Source organism: Auritidibacter sp. NML120636 (assembly GCF_003185945.1).
GTDB classification, from domain to species: Bacteria; Actinomycetota; Actinomycetes; order Actinomycetales; family Micrococcaceae; genus Auritidibacter; species Auritidibacter ignavus.
Genome location: NZ_QHLO01000004.1, coordinates 1 through 17,298 on the forward strand (window position 1 = coordinate 1; position 17,298 = coordinate 17,298).

General features: G+C 59.7%; 10 protein-coding genes. 4 read left to right on the plus strand and 6 right to left on the minus strand.

The window, feature by feature from the left end; translation table 11 throughout:
• Positions 1–275: 275 nt before the first annotated feature.
• Positions 276–1,319, plus strand: a complete 1,044-nt coding sequence (locus DCC25_RS04680; protein WP_110100785.1) for a hypothetical protein — start codon at positions 276–278, stop codon at positions 1,317–1,319.
• 2 nt (positions 1,320–1,321) lie between these two features.
• Positions 1,322–2,338, plus strand: coding sequence for an alpha/beta hydrolase (locus tag DCC25_RS04685; RefSeq protein WP_110100786.1), 1,017 nt, complete (start codon positions 1,322–1,324; stop codon positions 2,336–2,338).
• A gap of 48 nt (positions 2,339–2,386) precedes the next feature.
• Here DCC25_RS04685 and DCC25_RS04690 read toward each other — a convergent pair whose 3' ends face one another.
• From DCC25_RS04690 to DCC25_RS04705, 4 genes are all read right to left on the minus strand, one after another.
• Complete coding sequence (locus DCC25_RS04690) at positions 2,387–4,564, minus strand: malate synthase G (protein ID WP_110100787.1); 2,178 nt, start codon at positions 4,562–4,564, stop codon at positions 2,387–2,389.
• Positions 4,565–4,566: 2 nt separating this feature from the next.
• Positions 4,567–5,955, minus strand: a complete 1,389-nt coding sequence (locus tag DCC25_RS04695; RefSeq protein WP_110098969.1) for an FAD-binding oxidoreductase — start codon at positions 5,953–5,955, stop codon at positions 4,567–4,569.
• Between the two features lie 95 nt (positions 5,956–6,050).
• On the minus strand, positions 6,051–6,797 hold the full coding sequence (locus DCC25_RS04700; protein ID WP_110098970.1) for an IclR family transcriptional regulator: 747 nt from the start codon (positions 6,795–6,797) through the stop codon (positions 6,051–6,053).
• A 91-nt stretch (positions 6,798–6,888) separates the two neighbouring features.
• Positions 6,889–7,965: a 2,3-butanediol dehydrogenase gene (locus DCC25_RS04705; RefSeq protein WP_110098971.1), complete on the minus strand. Its 1,077-nt coding sequence runs from the start codon at positions 7,963–7,965 to the stop codon at positions 6,889–6,891.
• A gap of 374 nt (positions 7,966–8,339) precedes the next feature.
• Between DCC25_RS04705 and DCC25_RS04710 the strand changes: the two genes are divergently transcribed.
• Both DCC25_RS04710 and DCC25_RS04715 read left to right on the plus strand, forming a co-directional pair.
• Complete coding sequence (locus tag DCC25_RS04710) at positions 8,340–9,482, plus strand: zinc-binding dehydrogenase (RefSeq protein ID WP_110100956.1); 1,143 nt, start codon at positions 8,340–8,342, stop codon at positions 9,480–9,482.
• Between the two features lie 92 nt (positions 9,483–9,574).
• Positions 9,575–10,903 (plus strand): hypothetical protein, encoded by a 1,329-nt coding sequence (locus DCC25_RS04715; RefSeq protein WP_110100788.1) that lies wholly within the window; start codon positions 9,575–9,577, stop codon positions 10,901–10,903.
• On the opposite strand, the gene DCC25_RS04720 is transcribed toward DCC25_RS04715, so the two are convergent.
• Together DCC25_RS04720 and DCC25_RS11820 are read right to left on the minus strand one after the other, a co-directional pair.
• On the minus strand, positions 10,900–14,403 hold the full coding sequence (locus DCC25_RS04720; protein ID WP_110100789.1) for a lamin tail domain-containing protein: 3,504 nt from the start codon (positions 14,401–14,403) through the stop codon (positions 10,900–10,902). The two genes, DCC25_RS04715 and DCC25_RS04720, sit on opposite strands and share 4 nt — an antisense overlap.
• Before the next feature lie 173 nt (positions 14,404–14,576).
• Positions 14,577–17,126 carry an immunoglobulin-like domain-containing protein gene (locus DCC25_RS11820; RefSeq protein ID WP_158524724.1) on the minus strand — a complete coding sequence of 850 codons (2,550 nt, stop codon included), beginning with the start codon at positions 17,124–17,126 and terminating at the stop codon, positions 14,577–14,579.
• Between the last annotated feature and the right edge of the window lie 172 nt (positions 17,127–17,298).

The window sequence follows — 17,298 nt, forward strand, 5'->3', positions numbered from 1 at the left end:
AGCTGCTGACGGGCATGATCCCGGTGCCAGCCAGTCAGCTCCACCACCGTATCCAGAATCTGACCCTTGACCTTCTTGGAAGCCGCAGCATACCTGGCCGCATAGTGCTTGGTGACTTCAATCCGAGCACTCATCGAGACAATGTCCTTATCCATGCGTTCACACTATGGCTTCGCGCTCACGATACGTGAGGCACGACCTGAGCTACGCGCTCAATATGAATAAGGTACGTCGACACCTAGACGTGACGTAGACCTCATCGGTAGTGTGAACTCATGGGACTACATGGACAATTTGATCAGATCACGACAGACGACCTGAAGGCCATGGCCAACGCCGAGGGGCTGAAGGTTTCGGTTTTTCTCCCCACGAATCCGACCCACCACACGTCTTCTGAAACGGCGACCCGCATCAAGTCGGCCGTCAACGAGGCAAAAAAGCAAAGTGACGTTGCCATTGATCAGATCGTGGCGCCGCTGGAAGACCTGGTGTCTGATTCTGATTTCGTCCGCGAGCAGTCGGAGACGCTCGCACTCTTTGCGGCCGACGGTTTCTGGCGGGCCTACCGTCTCGGCGTTCCGGTCACCGAATACGTCCACGTCAACCACCACTTTGTCCTGCGACCCATTGCCGAAGCGCTCACCGAGTCATCAGCGTTCTACATTCTGGCGTTAGCGCAGAATAAGGTGCGGCTTTTTGATGCCACCAAGGACACCGTCGAGGAGCTTCCGCTGCGGCACGTTCCCGAATCCCGTGAAGAATGGGAATCCGATGACCGCAGTTCCGGCTACACGCCCGGGGTGCGTGGCAATGGGAACAGCAACTTCGAAGTCGAACAACAAAAGTTCTTACACGATGTGGGCGCCTCGCTGGGTGATGAGATTGGTCGGGCACGGTCCCAGCCACTGGTGGTGGCTTCCGTGTCCGAGCTCGTCCCCGAGATTCGAGGCTATTCGTCGTACCCGGTAGTGACCGAGGAATTCCTGGCCGGTAACCCGGAGGCCAAATCCGGTGCCGAACTGCGCGATGCGGTCTGGGACCAGATCATCCGCCCACGCTTCGCCTCCGCCGATGATGCCGAATATGAGCGCTTCGCCAATGTAGCCGGTACGGGTTTGGGCGAAACCCAACCCGATGTGATTCGCGATGGAGCGGTCGAAGGACGGGTGGACCGACTCTTTATCAACCCGGCACTGTCGGCCTCAGACGGCACCGGTCAGGTGAACACCGCCATTCTGCATACGCTGTTGAATTCCGGACGGGTCATCATCATTTCCGACGGTCGCGTCGAGAATGTTGCTGCCTTGATGCGGTATTAACCATGTCTAGCCTCACGCTGGCGGCTCGGGCCCTCGACCGGATCCCTGCTACTGTACTGGACCGAGTTGTCCCTGCTCTGACGAATCGCTCGGGGGACCGGATGGACTCCGATGTTCGTCTTTCTCTGGCGGTTCTCAACCTCGCCACGAAAGACTTCTCCGATCTCCCGGTAGATCAGGCCCGCAGGGAGATCGAGAAGGAAGCGGCCGCCGGCGACCCAGGAAGTCCGGCCGTTTTAGCTGTCAGCACCCGGTATGTGGGCGGAGTACTCGCGCGGATCTACTATCCGATTGGAGCTCAGATCCCTCGTCCCGCTGTGCTCTACGCTCATGGGGGTGGCTGGACCCTGGGATCGGCGCGCAGTCACGATTCGACCGCCCGGTTCTTGTGCCATCGTGCCGAGGTCATCGTGATTAGCCTGGAGTACCCGCTCGCCCCGGAACACCCTCATCCGACGGCGCTGTTGGCCGTGAACGACGCCCTGGATGCCGTCCTGGAAGGCCAGGTTCCCGGGGTGGATCCGCATAAGGTGATCATTGCCGGCGATTCGGCCGGTGGGCACCTAAGTGCGGCGGTATCTTTGCTCAGAGCGGATTCAGGTAGCTCACAGCCAGTGGCACAGATGCTCTTTGTGCCGGTAACTAACCTGAGCCGGCTGGATACGGTCTCATACGACGAATTCGCACGCGGGTACTTCCTCACGCGCAAGCACATGCGATGGTATCGCAACCACTATCTGGGTTCTGAACTGGAGTTGGCCACCGACTGGCGCGTTTCTCCATTGTTGGCGCCACCTGAGTTGCTGGCACGCACCGCACCGGCCTACGTGTCAGTGGCCGGATTTGATCCACTACGCGACGAAGGTCTCGCCTATGCTCAGGCTCTACGTGAGGCCGGAGTGGAGACCACACTGCGGGTGAACTCCGGACTCTTGCACCCCTTCGTCAATTCCTTGGGCGTCTGGCGTGGCGCACGTGAGGCAATGCACCACGCCGTCAGGTTCATGCGCGACCTTTAACGTCTCGGCACCGTCCCGATTCAGAACGGTGCCGAGTGCGTGTGAGAATTAGCCGCGCTGTTCCTGCTTCTTGGCCCGACGGTAGCGGTGCAACAACGGTTCGGTGTAACCGTTGGGCTGGGTGGCCCCCTCAACGATCAGCGCACGAGCGGCCTGGAAGGCGATCCCGCCCTGACCGTTGGGCATCAACACCTCATAGTTCGGGTCGCCAGCGTTCTGCTCATCGACCACTGTAGACAGGCGAGCCAGAGATTCATCCACCTGCTCCTGAGTGACAACGCCGTGCTCGAGCCAGTTGGCCAGTAGCTGAGAGGAAATCCGCAGGGTGGCGCGGTCTTCCATCAGGGCCACGTCGTGAATATCGGGAACTTTCGAGCAACCCACGCCCTGGTCGATCCAGCGCACCACATAACCCAGGATGGACTGGACGTTCTCATCGATCTCCGCGGTCCGCTCTTCATCGGTGAGTTTCTCGGGCTCACCCAGCGGGGGCTGGAGCAACGGCTCGAGGGACTGGGCCTGACGCTGAGCGATCTCGGACTGGACCTGGAAGGCATCTTCCAGGTGGTAGTGCAGGGCATGTAATGTGGCCGCGGTCGGTGAGGGCACCCAGGCGGCGGTGGCTCCGGAGCGGACGTGACCGATTTTCTCCTGAAGCATATCGGCCATCAGATCCGGCTTGGCCCACATGCCCTTACCAATTTGGGCGGTACCGCGGAAGCCGGCCGCCAAGCCAATGTCGACGTTGGAGTTTTCGTAGGCCTTCAGGAAGGGCTGAGCCTTCATATCGGCCTTGCGCACCACGGCACCGGCGTGCATCGAGGTGTGGATCTCATCTCCGGTGCGATCCAGGAATCCGGTGTTGATGAAGAACACCCGATCGCTGGCTTCGTTGATCGCGGCAGCTAGGTTGACCGAGGTACGACGCTCCTCGTCCATAATGCCGATCTTCAGGCTGGTTGCGGGCAATCCAAGCAGCTGCTCGACCCGGCCCAGGGTCTCCACGGCGAAAGCAACTTCGGCCGGACCGTGCATCTTCGGTTTGACGATATACAGCGATCCGGTCGACGAATTCCCTTTGCCGGAGCGCAGGTTCGGCACGGCCACCAGCGAGGTGATAATCGCGTCCAAAATACCCTCGGGCACCTCATTGCCCTCGGCATCCAGCACAGCATCGGTGGTCATCAGGTGGCCCACGGTGCGCACCAACAAGAGCGATCGGCCCTTCAGTGAGATGGTGTCGGTGCCATTGGCGGCGGTGTAGTGGCGGTCATCGGCCAGCACGCGGGTGAAGGTCGTGCCGTTTTTGGTCACCTCTTCACTCAGCGTGCCGTTGACCAGCCCGGACCAGTTGGAGTAGCACAGGGTTTTATCTTCGGCGTCTACCGCAGCCACCGAGTCTTCCAGATCGATGATCGAGGTCACGGCAGATTCCAGCATGATGTCCTGGATCCCGGCGCCATCGGTGGAGCCAATGGTGCCCGAAGGGTCGAAGTCAATCTCCAGGTGCAGGCCGTTATGGCGCAACAACACCGTCTCGGGCCGTTGGGGGGATCCGGTGTAGCCGATGAAGCCCTCTGGATTAGCCAGCTCGGTCTCGGTCCCATTCGACAACGTGACTTTCAGGGCACCCTCAACCACCCGGTAGCCGGTGGAATCAGCATGAGATCCAGCGGTCAACGGGGCAGCGAAATCCAGCAGTTCGCGACCCTTAGCGATCACCGCAGCACCGCGAACCGGGTTGTAGTCTCCCACCGGTTCTTTCCCCTCAGACTGATCGATCGCATCGGTGCCGTAGTAGGCATCGTAGAGCGAACCCCATCGGGCATTGGCGGCGTTGATGGCAAAGCGGGCGTTGCTCACCGGGACCACCAGCTGCGGGCCAGCCTGGTGGGTGATCTCCACATCCAGGTTGGTCGTGGTGGCCTTGACCTCGTCGGGGGCCGGCAACAGGTAGCCGATCTCTTCCAAGAATGCGCGATACCTCGCAGCGTCGCCGACGCCGTTGTGCTCGCGGTAGTAGGTGTCCAGCTGCTGCTGTAGCTCATCACGGGTGGCTAACAGCGCCTGGTTCTTCGGGGTCAGATCGGCGAAGATCTCAGCCACCCCGGACCAGAAGCTCTCGGCGTGTTGCTCAGCAGCCGGTAGCGCGTGGGTTTCCACGAACTCCAGCAACTCATCGGCCACCTGCAGTCCAGCACGTTCGGTGTAGTTTGGTTGAGTCACGGTCAGTTCTCCTTATCTGTCGCGTCAAAGATGGCGCCGGGGTTCATGATGCCCAGCGGGTCCAGGGCGTCCTTAATGCGTTGGTTGAGTTCCATGATGTCCTCGCCGAGATAGTCCTGCAACCAGGGTCGCTTCAGTCGCCCCACTCCGTGTTCGCCGGTGATGGTCCCGCCCAAACCGATCGCCAGGTCCATAATCTCTCCGTAGGCCTGGTGCGCTCGGGCCTGTTGCTCCGGATCGGTGGGATCCAAAACCACCAACGGGTGAGTATTGCCGTCCCCGGCGTGAGCCATGGTCGGGATGCTCACCTGGTGCCGGGTCGCGATCTGGTTGATCCCCACCACCAACTCGCTAAGTTTCGGCAGGGGCACGCCGACGTCTTCTAGCAACACCGCACCCATCCGTTCAATAGAGGGGATCGCGACTCGACGGGCGGTGACAAAAGCCTCGCCTTCCTCAGGATCATCGGTACAGAAGGCCTCGGTAGCCCCCTGCTCGGTACAGATCGCTTCCATCCGCTGGATTTCTTCCACCGCCGAGGCAGTCGATTCATCGGATTGGGCAATCAGCAACGCTGCAGCCTGATCGTCCAGTCCCATGCCGGTAGCGGCGTTGACGGCCTGGATGGTGGCCTGATCCATGAATTCCAGCATGGAGGGGCGCATTGTCTGGGTGATCTGTTGCACCGCCTGGGTCGCCGACTCCAGGCTCGGGAAGGTGGCCACCATCGTGGTGGGTTGTTTTTGGTGCGGGATCAGGCGCAGATGGACTTCGGTGATCACGCCGAGGGTGCCTTCCGACCCCACGAACAGCTTGGTCAACGACAGCCCGGCCACGTCTTTGATGCAGGGGCCACCGAGCGTGATGATCTTGCCATCGGCGAGCACCACGGTCATCCCCAACACGTAATCGGTGGTGACCCCGTATTTCACACAGCACAAGCCTCCGGCATTGGTGGCCACATTGCCACCAATGGAGCAGATCTCGAAGGAGGAGGGGTCTGGTGGGTACCACAGCCCGTGCTCTGCCGCGGCGGCCTTGACCTCGGCATTCAGCGCCCCGGGGCCGGCGGTGACCGAACGTGTTTGCGGGTGAACCTCGATGGAGTTCATCCGTTCCAGCGAGAGCACAATACCGTTGTCCACGGCGGTAGAGCCACCCGAGAGGCTGGTTCCGGCACCCCGGGGTACCAGGGCAATGCGGTACTTGGCGGCGATGGTCACGATCTGTTGGACCTGCTCGGTGCTGGTCGGACGCACCACAACCAGAGGGGTACCGGCCTCAGGGTCGTTCGCCCGATCCCAGCGGTACGACTCGATGGTGGCCGGATTGGTCACCAGCACGTCAGCAGGGAGTTGCTGCTGGAGCTCTTCAAGCGCAAGACGTTCCATCGGTCCCCCTGAGATGGAGTTCACGGGCAGGTGTGACGAAATGTACTCTAGCCCACCTCGCGTATTTGTGAAAGTTCTTTTCCGTATCGTGGATATTAGCCACGCGTTGCGGCGACACGTGCGATGCGCCAGGCGACTCGCTGGAGTAAGGGCACGGCTCGTTCTTTGAACGCAGCATCCACCCGGGTCACCGGACCCGAGACAGAAATGGCCGCCGGGGTCGGCAAGTCCGGGACGGGGACGGCAAAACAGCGCACGCCGAGTTCTTGTTCTTCGTGGTCGGTGGCGTATCCGCGAGCGCGGACGGTGCGAATGTCGTCGAGCAGTTCGGCGACTGTGGCAGGGCCCCGTCCGGTGGGCTGGTGGATCCCCGCACGGGCGAGCAATTGTTCGATCTGCTCGTCTGGTAGCTGAGAGAGCATGGCTTTTCCGACACCGGAGCAATTGGTGTGGACGCGCCGACCGATTTCGGTGAACATACGCATACTTTGAGCGGAGGGAACCTGGGCGACATAGGTCGCCATATCGCCGTCCAGCACAGCCATATTGGTGGATTCCTGAACGGCATCGGTGACTTCGGCGAGATAGGGTCGCGCCCAAGACCCCAACTGTTGTGAAGCGAGGTCACCGAGCCGGATCAGACGCGGTCCCAGCCCATAGTGCTTATTCGGCAAGTGCCGAACGTAGCCACTGTGGGCCAGGGTCTTCAACAACCGATGAATCGTCGGCAGCGGGAGTGCGGTCTGCTCGGCTAGCTCGGACAGCGAGATCTCACCGCCGGCACCGGCAATGTGCTCCAGAAGGAGGAAAGCCCGCTCCACCGATTGGACGCCGTTAACCATTCGCGCTCCCTTCCAGTCAGTCCGCGGAACGATAAGTCCATATTGCGGAAACTTTACCGGAAGGGAGCGCGATGTGAGCGAGAACGCAGTCTTACTTATCCTGAGCGTTGACCTCGACGAGGATCTTCACTTCCTCATCAGCGTGGTCACGCAACTGGTTGAAACCCTTTTCCACGATATCTTCGGGCTTGATCACTGAGGAGATGAACTGCTCGAGGTTCACCTTGCCGGACTTCACGAGCTCAATAGCTTCTTCGTGGTCACCGGCGTATCCGAAAGAAGCACCCACCGAGTGCTCCGAGAGGGTCAGCTTGTTGGTGATATCCAGGTCAACGGCCTTGGTGTGCACAGCGACGACCTCGAGATGGCCGCCTGCGCCCAGGGAGTCCAGCATTTGTTCGAAGACCACCTGAGCACCGGCGCAGTCAAAGGCCACGGCGGCACCGGCGTTGTCGGTCTTGTCCTTGACGTAGTCGACAAGGTCCTCTTCGGTCGGATCGATCACGGCGTCGACGTAGCCGGCCTTCTTGGCGAATTCCTTCCGTTTGGCCGACACCTCGGAGGCAATCACATGAACGCCACGCGCCTTCAGCACGGCGGCGACCAGCTGGCCCACCGGGCCCATACCGCCAACCACCGCGGTCTGACCGGACTCCACGCCGGACTTCTTCACAGCGTGTAGCGCTACAGACAGCGGCTCGATCAGCGCAGCCTGATCCAGGGGCAGGTCACCGACCTGGTGAACCCACTGCTTGTCCACGACGAGCTGTTCCGCCAAGCCACCGCCGTTACCGGAGATGCCGTGGCTACCGGCCTTAGTGCACAGGTTGTACTGACCAGACTGGCAGGAAAAACATTCGCCACAGACGATGACCGGTTCAACAGCAACGTGATCGCCGGGGCTGATGCCTTCCACGTCGTCAGCAACCTCGGTGACGACGCCGGAGAATTCGTGGCCGAAGACGATCGGCAGGGTGTCTCCGGTCAGGGGGTGCTTTTCGTCTGCGGTCGGTGCCGGCGGTACCGGACCGTTAAAGTACAAGCTCAAGTCCGAGCCGCAGATACCGTTGTATGCCGGGGCAATTTTCACGGTACCGGGAACCAACTCTGGCTCATCGATTTCTTCGTTGCGTAGATCTTCTTTGCCGTAGTACAGTACTGCCTTCATCACTTTGCTCCCTTTGTCGTATTTGTGAGTTGTGATGTGGACTCGCTTTCAGCGTACTGACGCCCGTCGGGTAAGTCATACGGGGGTAACCGCCGGTAACGTGATCTACCTCACTACTGTGTTAAGCTAGGGAAACCCGGTCAGCGCGGGGCTTTCCATAGCCTCTTATAAACATATGCGTAAATGTGCATGTCAGAGCCGAATGGGAAATTCTGCGACTCGGCCACAGCGAGCGAAAACTCCGCAGATTTTCGGTCTGAGGTGCGTTTTGACAGCTCAAACCGATCTCGCGAGTTCCGCTCTTTGCTAAGACTGTTGATTTTTGAGATACCTGCGTGGATCTCGTCATGTTGGTGAAAGGAGACCTCCTCACCATGACCGCTACCCCACCCGCATCCGTGCAATCGTTCGTCCTCCAGGACCGTGAACCTCGGCTGCGCCCCGAAGTGCTGTCACTGGATGCGCCCCGAGCTGATGAGGTGCTGGTCGAGGTGGCCGCTTGCGGTGTTTGCCATACCGATTTGCACGTGCTCAAAGACGAGGTGGCATTCCCTCGCCCGGCGGTGTTAGGACACGAGATTTCCGGGGTGGTGCTGCAGGTGGGAGACCGGGTGACTCGCGTGAAACCTGGGGACCGGGTCGCCTGTAGCTTTATCATGCCGTGTGGACGGTGCCGACACTGCGAGCGCGGGATCTCCGAACTCTGCGAGGTGTTTTTCACACAGAACCGACTCAACGGTCACCTACTGGATGGGACCACCCGGCTCCACCGTGCCGACGGCTCTCAGGTGGCCATGTATTCCATGTCGGGTCATGCCGACCGCGCGGTGGTGCCGGTCAATGCGGTCTTCCCGCTCCCGGATGAGGTGTCACTTCAGGATGCCGCGATCCTCGGGTGCAGCATCTTCACCGGCTACGGTGCGATCTACCACGTCGGCGAGGTAGGACCCGGCGATGACGTGGTAGTGGTTGCTGCCGGCGGGATCGGTTTGAGCATTATTCATCTTGCCCGGGCGGCCGGGGCTACCAACATCATTGCTGTGGATATTGACGACGAGAAGCTTGCGCTAGCTCGGCAACTGGGTGCCACTGCGACCATCAATTCCGCCGTAGCTGATCCAGCCACGGTGGTGACCCGGCTACTGGGACACGGCGCCACGGTGGTGTTTGAGGCGCTGGGTTCGACCGCCACCACCAAGCAGGCCGTGGATCTGGTGGATGACGGTGGTCGCGTGGTGTTAGCAGGTATTGCCCCGGCCGGTCATCTCTTGGAGGTCGAAATCACCAAGCTGGTCCGTCGCAAGATCCAGATTCGTGGCTGCTTCGGCGCTCCTCCGGCTGAGACGATGCCGAAGGTCATCGAGCTGGCGGCTACCGGCGCACTTGAGTTTTCGAAACTGATCACCAACCGTTACCGCTTTGACCAGATCGATCAGGCGTATCAGGACCTGGCGAACCGGAAGATTCGAGGTCGTGGCGTCGTGCAGATCGGCGGTGAACAGACCAGGGCGATGTGACAGTTCGTGACAACACCCTTCTGCCATGGTGTACCCGTCGTTAGGCTACAGGCATCACTGACCGGACCTGCTGACACACTCAAAGGAGCACCATGACGGTTTTTGATAATGGCCTGCAGTCGATTTCCTTATCCGATCACGAACGCACGGCCCTGGCCGAACTTGCGACGTTCCCGCTGTATGAGGCGATCATTGGTCGCCGATCTCGGCGGTTTCCGGTCGGCGGTGAGATCCCGGACGGGGTATTAGCTTACACCTCCTCGCAGGCGTCTCGTCCCCTGACCGATCTCCAACGGGCGTTGGTTTTAGCCACCGTAACCGGTCAAACCGGTTGGCACTTCGGTATTACCCGACACCCGGGCTATCAGCCCCAATTTCCCAACTACAGTGGCTCGGCTATCGGCAGAACCTTCCCCTCGGCAGCCGGCTTTCACACGACTCAGTTCTTCTTCACCGATGACTCCGGCACCTATTATCTGCCCACCCGCGATCAACCGCTGGAGCACAGCTGGGAAGGCGTGAACTCCGCCGAGACCGACCAGGTCGAAGCGACACTCAACGCGGTGTTAGCTCGGGCGGTCAAGCTCAACGACGAGCGACTGTATTTACCTCGCAAACAACCCTATTTCGAGGGACATAACACCTGGATTGGCAACTGGCCGGGCTCACTGTTGGTGATTCCGGTCGCGGACTTAGCGCAACAGACGCTACTGAACATCGCCTTCTTCTCCCAGAACGGATACGTGCTCTTCGACGACATCAACGATCGTCCGATTCCCGGGCTGGAGAAATTCGAGCACCGGCTGGACCACTTCGACGACCCACAACCGCTGAGCTTCGTCGAGCAGTACTCACTGGCTGAAGCCAGTGCCGAGCTGATGACATCCAGTTACGTTGGACATCTGACATTGGGGGCTATCGGACTCGGCGGGTGGAGCTTTGACGGAATCGACCGGCTGTCGGTTCTCGGAGCATCCGGTGAGGCGCAGGTGCCGGGATTGGGCTTCCGCTACGACCAGGATGAGCGCTGGGCAATCCCAAACCCCACCGGACGTGAGGGTGTATTCGAGTCCTTCACCCGCCCGCATTTCGGCTCGATGACTCAGGCCGTGCATGCTCTGGCGGAGCGGAAGTTTGGGGTCGGCGGACCATTCCACCCGGACACACCGGGGCCCTGGAAGGACACGCCACGCGTGCGTTCAGCAGCAGCACCGTTCGACGAGGAGTTTATCGAGTTGATCTCGATCCAGGCCGAATATATCGACGAGACCTTCGGGAAATTCCCCGGCACGGTTCCGTCAGTGTGGATTATGAACTATCTCCAGGCTCAGCACCTGGATACTGACTTCTACGACGAGAAGTTTTCTCCAGGTGCCTACCTTGAGACCCACGCGCGCGAGCAGCAGCGCTGGGAGAGTTAGTTCAGCATCCGGCGGTTCTGTCGAATCGCCATGAATGCGCCCAGCAGGAGCAAGACGATACCGACAACCCCGAGCGGAATACCCACCGCACCGGTCGCAGCCAGACCATCCTGAGAGCTACCGTCCTCTCCATCCTGGCCTGCGGCCGGGACGCTGTCGTCGCCCTCCGGTTGCTTTTGACCGGGCTGGTCAGACTCAGTGGTCTCGTCCGTCGGCTCTTCAGTTGGATCGTCCGTCGGACCACCGGTCGGGTTCTCAGTCGGTTCGTCCGTCGGCTCCTCAGTCGGATCGTCCGTCGGACCACCGGTCGGGTTCTCAGTCGGTTCGTCCGTCGGCTCCTCAGTTGGTTCTTCCGTCGGTTCGTCCGTCGGACCACCGGTCGGGTTCTCAGTCGGTTCGTCCGTCGGCTCCTCAGTTGGTTCGTCATCCGGGGCACCGCACTTCAGGGTGCCAGCGCGCAATGAACCGGACTCGAACCCATCGGCGAACCACCAGACCGGACGTTCACCGTCAACGCAGTAGTCCATGGTGGAGATGGCGAAGCCCTCGTTGTTGAGGTTCTCCATACCAGCCGGACGCTGGACGTGAACCACCTCCGGAGTGTCGGTGCCATTGAAGGTCACCTTGGCGTGAGTGCCTTGGTATCCGTCATCAGCAGCAACCCACAGCGTATCGGTATCCACGTCGTAGTGCAGTCCCATCGCGCCACCGATCTGAGGATCAATGACCGTCACCAAAGTAGCCTTGCCTTCCGGTTCCAGAACGAAAGCATACAGCTTGCCGTCGTTCTCCAAAGCGGTGAAGAACAGCCCGTTGGCGATAGCGTTCGGGTGGTTTGCCGGATCGTAGAGCACCGATCCGTCTTCAGCCTGGGAGAGATCAACGATCTTGTCCTTCACAGCGTCGTTGGAGATCCATTCGACAGCTTCAATGCCCAGGTTGGCATTGACACTGGGCAACAGGTCGGTCAGATCCCACTGAGCACTGGCGACCACATCGGGGCCGGGCTCGTTGGGATCAACCTGCAGGATGGTGTTGTAGTTGGTCCCTTTATCGCTATTGTCACGCTCGGAGGCAATGTAAACCATGCCGTCGCCGTCAACGGTGATGCCTTCCGCATCTGGGCCAGCGGCCTCCGGGTTGTCAGCATCCTGGATAAACCGGGCACGCTTGCCGTTTTCCCATCCTTCGGCGTATTCCACGGAGCCGTCCTGGTGGGCAACCAGCTTCCAGAAGATGCCGGTGCCGTTATCTACGGCCCACAGGTGACCATCAGCAAAATCCAGACCGGAGGAGTCGGTCAAGAACATCGGTTCCTCATCAATCACACGCGGATTCGGGTCGCCGGGCCATTCAATGACATTCGGGATGCCGTGGCACTGGTTGACCGCGCCGGGGGTGGGCTTCTGAGTGTTGGCGAATTCACCGGTAGCATCCGGGCAGCGACCCCAGGTCTGCTCAGCGTGAGAGCTCCAGCTGGTCGACTGAATCAACCGCTCGCCGTCAAAGATGCGCACCTCGTCATCGCCACCGAGACCGAAGTCCAGGTTGTCGATCACCAGGTAGCTCTCGGGCTCGATAATGGTGCCCTCGGCGATGGTGTAGTCACGCTCTTTGTCGTCCATCACGCCCAGGCCGGAGACATCCAGCTTCTCAGCCGTGGGGTTGTAGAGTTCGATCCAGTCTTCGCCACCATCGGCGTCGGAGGATTCAACTTCGTTGAGCACCACGGGGTTACCGCAGGCGTTGGGCTGACCCTTGGTGGAAACCGGGACGTCGATCAGTTCACCATCGCAACGGGCCAGTACGCCCTCGGCGTGCTGGGTCCAAGAGTGCTCGTCGACGGTGTTGCCGGCGGCATCGCGGATGGTTGCGGTGTCGTCGGAGCCCAGGCCGAAGTCGAAGTGCTCACCCTGGTCGAAGACGAACAGCTCACCGGGAGCCAGCGTGGTGCCCTCGGGCAGTGGCGTGGTGTCGTTGGCGTGACCGATGGGGTCGTTATCCATCAGCGTCCAGCCGGAGATGTTGACCTCGGACTCGGAGACGTTGCTGACCTCCACCCAGTCGGTGGCGTCACCATTGGATTCAATTTCGTTGATCACCACGGCCGGCTGAGCGCATTTGTTGGCTTCACCCGGGGTGGCATAACCCAGCCCGAAGGGTCCGGTCGCATTGGGGCACCGTGCCCAGGTGGCAGCTTGTTCATCGCCATCAATGGCCGGGTGGTTACTCCAGCTGTATTCGGTCGTCAGTTCACCTGTCTCGGCATCGTAGACGCGGATGCTGTCTCCGGATCCAATACCGATCGCTGCCTCAAAGGTGCCCTCTTCCCAGATATCGGCAGTATCGTTGTAGACCTCACCGGTGGTCTTGCTGTCGACGATCAGGTATTCACCCGCGCCCAACGTGGTGTCCTGCGGGAAGCGGAAGCGGTGGTCATCGGAGTTGTCTCGAATTTCCACACCGGAAATGTCGATCTCTTCATCACCGGGATTCAAGAATTCCAGCCAGTCAGCCGGGGAGGAATCAATCTCGTTGAGCACCAGCTCGCCTGGGGTCGGAATCTCGGCAACTGGTTCGCAATTATTGGGTGCACCCAGCGTGGTCTTGGTACCGTGCTGGAACTCGCCAGTGCCGTCCGGGCACCGAGAGAAGTTAGCAATCGGGCTGGTGGCCTCGTAGTCGAGGCGATCAATTTCGGCGTCAGACGCATCACGGAGGGAAACCGAGTCGCCCTTCCCCAGACCGAAGGAAAAGTCCTTGTCTTTGGTGAGCACCAGGAACTCGCCGGGGGCCAAGGAACCTTTCAAGTCACCTTCGCCGGGACGATCTTTGTCGTCGTGGACACTGTAGCCGGTCAGGTCCACCTCGGTCTCGGACGTGTTGTAGAGCTCGATGGAGTCTTCGTAACCTTCGATGTCGTCGTAAACGACTTCGTTGATCACCACAGACCGGTCGTTTCCAGGAGCGGTATCCTCGGAACCGAAGTCGTTAGCAGCGCCCTTGGTGGGGTTGGCGGTTTCGACCACGTCACCGTCAGCGTTGCGACTATAGCTACCATTGGCGTGGGTATCCCAGGACACCGAATCCACCAGGGTGGTGCCATCGGGTGCGAACAGGCGTACCTGATCTTTTCCGCCGAGCCCGAAATCAAATCCTGGGTTATCAGCGGTTTTCTCGTCGATGACCAGGTATCCCCCAGCCGGAATCACCGTGTTCTCCGGGAAGACATAGGAGTGGCTGTCGTCATCGTCTTTCAGAACGTAGCCCGACAGATCGACATCCTCAGTGCCGTAGTTGTAGAACTCCACCCAGTCGCCAGGGTCTCCACCCTTCGACACGACTTCACTAATCACCACCGTGACCTCGGACTGGGCCACCTCGGCGGATGGTTGTTCAAGAGTTTCAGCGGTGGCTGTGAAGGGAGCTAGCACCAAGCCGGCACCGGTCAGCGGCGCCAGCAAAATGGTCGCCAGGACACGCTTGCGCGCAGAGAACATCGGCGGGATTTCCTCTCATGAGTGATGAAGTGATCACCAGCAGTAGAGCAGATACACGAGAACCGCCGGTGACCCCAAGATTAACACCGTCGAAACCTTCACCGGAACGCAGTTCGGTGGCGAACCCGTCAGTGAGTTCGCCACCGAACTGTAGTGGTTATGTCGGTCAACTCTTAGCTGTGACGCTTCCGTCGGGTGATGGTCAGCAGTAGACCCAGAGCAATCAGCACAGCAGCTACCACGCCGATAGCCAAGGCCATCGTACCGGTGCTGGCCAGATCACCATCACGGTCTTGCTGACCGGGTTGCTCGGCGTCCTGACCAGCTTCGCTGGACTCAGGCTCTGTCGATTCTGTCGCAGTCGCAGAAGCATCCTCGCTGGCCTTCTGACTAGTGTCGTCGGTCGGCTTCTCGGTTGCGCCCTCAGTAGGCTCCTGGGTGCTACCTTCCGTCGGCTCCTCAGTTGCACCCTCAGTAGGCTCCTGGGTGCTGCCTTCCGTCGGCTCCTCGGTTGGCTCGTCCGTCGGAACCTCAGTTGGCTTCTCCGTCGGAACCTCAGTCGGGTCTTCGCCTGGGGCTTGACCTTCAACTACGGTCACGGTACGAGTCACGGCCCGTTCGTTCCCGGAAGCATCCACAAGGGTGTAGATCAGCTCGTATTCTCCGGGTACGGCGGTATCAACTTCACCGGTGACGGTGACGTCTTCAACGGCAACGGCATCGCAACCGTCGGAAACCTCAACGCCGGCCAGCGGATCGAAGTCAGCCCCGACCTGAATCGAGGTGTCACCGGGATGAACTATCTCCGGAGCCAGTTTGTCCTTGACCAGCTCGACCTTATCGACCTGCTCACCCGTGTTAGTGAGCGTGGTCATGGTCAGCGAGCACTCCTTGACGTCCACGTTGGTGAACTGTGGAGTGTAGTTCTGGTTATTGGTGTGCTTCCACGGGGTCCAGCTAGACGGTACAAGGCTGTAGTACTTTGAACCGGAGGACGAGTTCGCGGTGATGTACAGCACCTGACCATCTTGAGGGTAGACAACGTCGTGGTCGACGTTCGGGTCATTGACGGGGGTCGCTGCGAACGTCTCAGCGTTAGCCTCGGCGTCCTCGGGGACGATCGGGGTGGTACCGTCCATCAGGTGAGTACGGGTGTAGCTGTGGTCATGACCAGCCAGCACCAGGTCGATATCAAGGTCCTTGACGATCGGGGAGATGCCTTCACGGAGGCGCCGGGTGGTGATCGTCTGCGAGTGGGTAGCTCCGGAGGAGTAGATCGAGCGGTGGAAGGTCAGCACGGTCCAGTGAGTGTCGTGAGACTCTTCAGCAATGACATTCTGCAAATAAGCCCGCAAGGCATCGTAGCTACCATCATTCAGCGGATATTCGGTGCTGATGTTCAGATGCAATACGCCGTTGTACTTGAACCAGTAGGTGCCCTCGGTCGGGTCGCCTTCCCACAGGTTGGGCTGGTGGAAGTGCTCACCGTAGAGCTTCTGAATCTGGTTGCGGTTGAAGTCGTGGTTACCCAGAGTCTGGGCAGAAACCTGAGTACGCATCTGCTTCGGAGCCAGATAAGACCGATACTCGGCCGAATCCCCAGCGTAGGTCTGCACCTGGTCACCGGCCGAGTACATGAATTGGGCCTCGGGGAACATTTCGTTGGCAGCATCCAAGGTGGTCTGCCAACCAATGCCATCCCTTTCAATATTGCCAGACGCTCCGATCTGAGCGTCGCCCATGAAGGTGAACTGGTGCTCCAAGGTGTCCTCGTAGACGCGGAACTGCTCAATATCAGTCCAGCCACCTTCCTCGGAACCAACACGATAGGAATAAACGCTCGGGGTCAGACCGCTCAGAGTAGCGTGAACAAAATCTTCACCCTCAACAGCACTCGTCCCGCGCGTGACCGCCTGAACTGTCTGGGCCTCAGCCGGCATTTCAGCGTGCTCACCGGCTGCGATCTGCACGACTTCATGAACACCAGAGGTGGTGAACCAGGAGATGTAGCGCTCACTGGGGTCGGAACCGACGCCCAGGAGCAAGGAATGCTGGGCTTGATTCGGTGAGTCCTGGCCCCCACCAGTGAGGCTCAGCTTGGTCATATCCAAGTAAATATCAGAGCTGTCGGCCCGCCCCTGGTGCAATTGAACCGCAACAGTGTTCTCACCGGGCTCGAGGATATCTGCATCAACCTTGATCTGGCCGGTCTTCGGCGCGCCAGCGTTCGAGCCACCATAAACCAGGTTACGTCCTTCGCCTTCAGCCGCATGTTGAATGCCAGCATCGTCGAAACCAGCAACTTTTTCTCCGTTGACGAAGACAGTTGCAGCGTCATCGTAGATCACTTCACCGGTCAGCTGCTTGTCGCCTTCAAGGTCAGCAGCATCGACATCAACGGTGGTACGGAAGAAGAACGCTTCATGATTGTCGCGTGTCCCTTCTTTGTACTGGTTCAGCAGGTTGTCCGGCGTGTAACCCCCAGACAAGGTCTGCTGTTCGCCGTTCTTCGCACCGAAACTACCGGCACCAGTCTCCCACTGGCTGTCATCAAACTCAGCCAGAGTCCAATCAGTACGTCCGGGAAGGCCATCAGCTGGATCGGTACCATCATCAAGGTAACGCCATTCCGTAGTTCCACTGGTGATCAGTTCATCTTCGGGGGCGGCATGGGCTGGAACAACGGTCGTGGCGATGGCGCCACCGGACAGAACCAGCGTCAACAACCCACCTACCGTGCGGACGGAAAACAGTTTGTTCAAAGCTCTCATCTCAATTCAGGGTGTGAGTTAACGGGTCTATGAGCATAAAAAGCGTGCACTCGAAACGCACCGTCTCGATTATGGGTAGCTTGGACGAACTCTGTGTGAACTCCGGCTATTAATTCAGTGCTAC

Excerpts from the sequence above, each read along its gene's own strand:
- DCC25_RS04700 (WP_110098970.1), bottom strand. The coding sequence starts at position 6,797 with ATGGTTAACGGCGTCCAATCGGTGGAGCGGGCTTTCCTCCTTCTGGAG.
- DCC25_RS04720 (WP_110100789.1), bottom strand. The coding sequence starts at position 14,403 with ATGTTCTCTGCGCGCAAGCGTGTCCTGGCGACCATTTTGCTGGCGCCG.
- DCC25_RS04680 (WP_110100785.1), top strand. The coding sequence starts at position 276 with ATGGGACTACATGGACAATTTGATCAGATCACGACAGACGACCTGAAG.
- DCC25_RS04685 (WP_110100786.1), top strand. The coding sequence starts at position 1,322 with ATGTCTAGCCTCACGCTGGCGGCTCGGGCCCTCGACCGGATCCCTGCT.
- DCC25_RS04705 (WP_110098971.1), bottom strand. The coding sequence starts at position 7,965 with ATGAAGGCAGTACTGTACTACGGCAAAGAAGATCTACGCAACGAAGAA.
- DCC25_RS04695 (WP_110098969.1), bottom strand. The coding sequence starts at position 5,955 with ATGGAACGTCTTGCGCTTGAAGAGCTCCAGCAGCAACTCCCTGCTGAC.
- DCC25_RS04710 (WP_110100956.1), top strand. The coding sequence starts at position 8,340 with ATGACCGCTACCCCACCCGCATCCGTGCAATCGTTCGTCCTCCAGGAC.
- DCC25_RS04715 (WP_110100788.1), top strand. The coding sequence starts at position 9,575 with ATGACGGTTTTTGATAATGGCCTGCAGTCGATTTCCTTATCCGATCAC.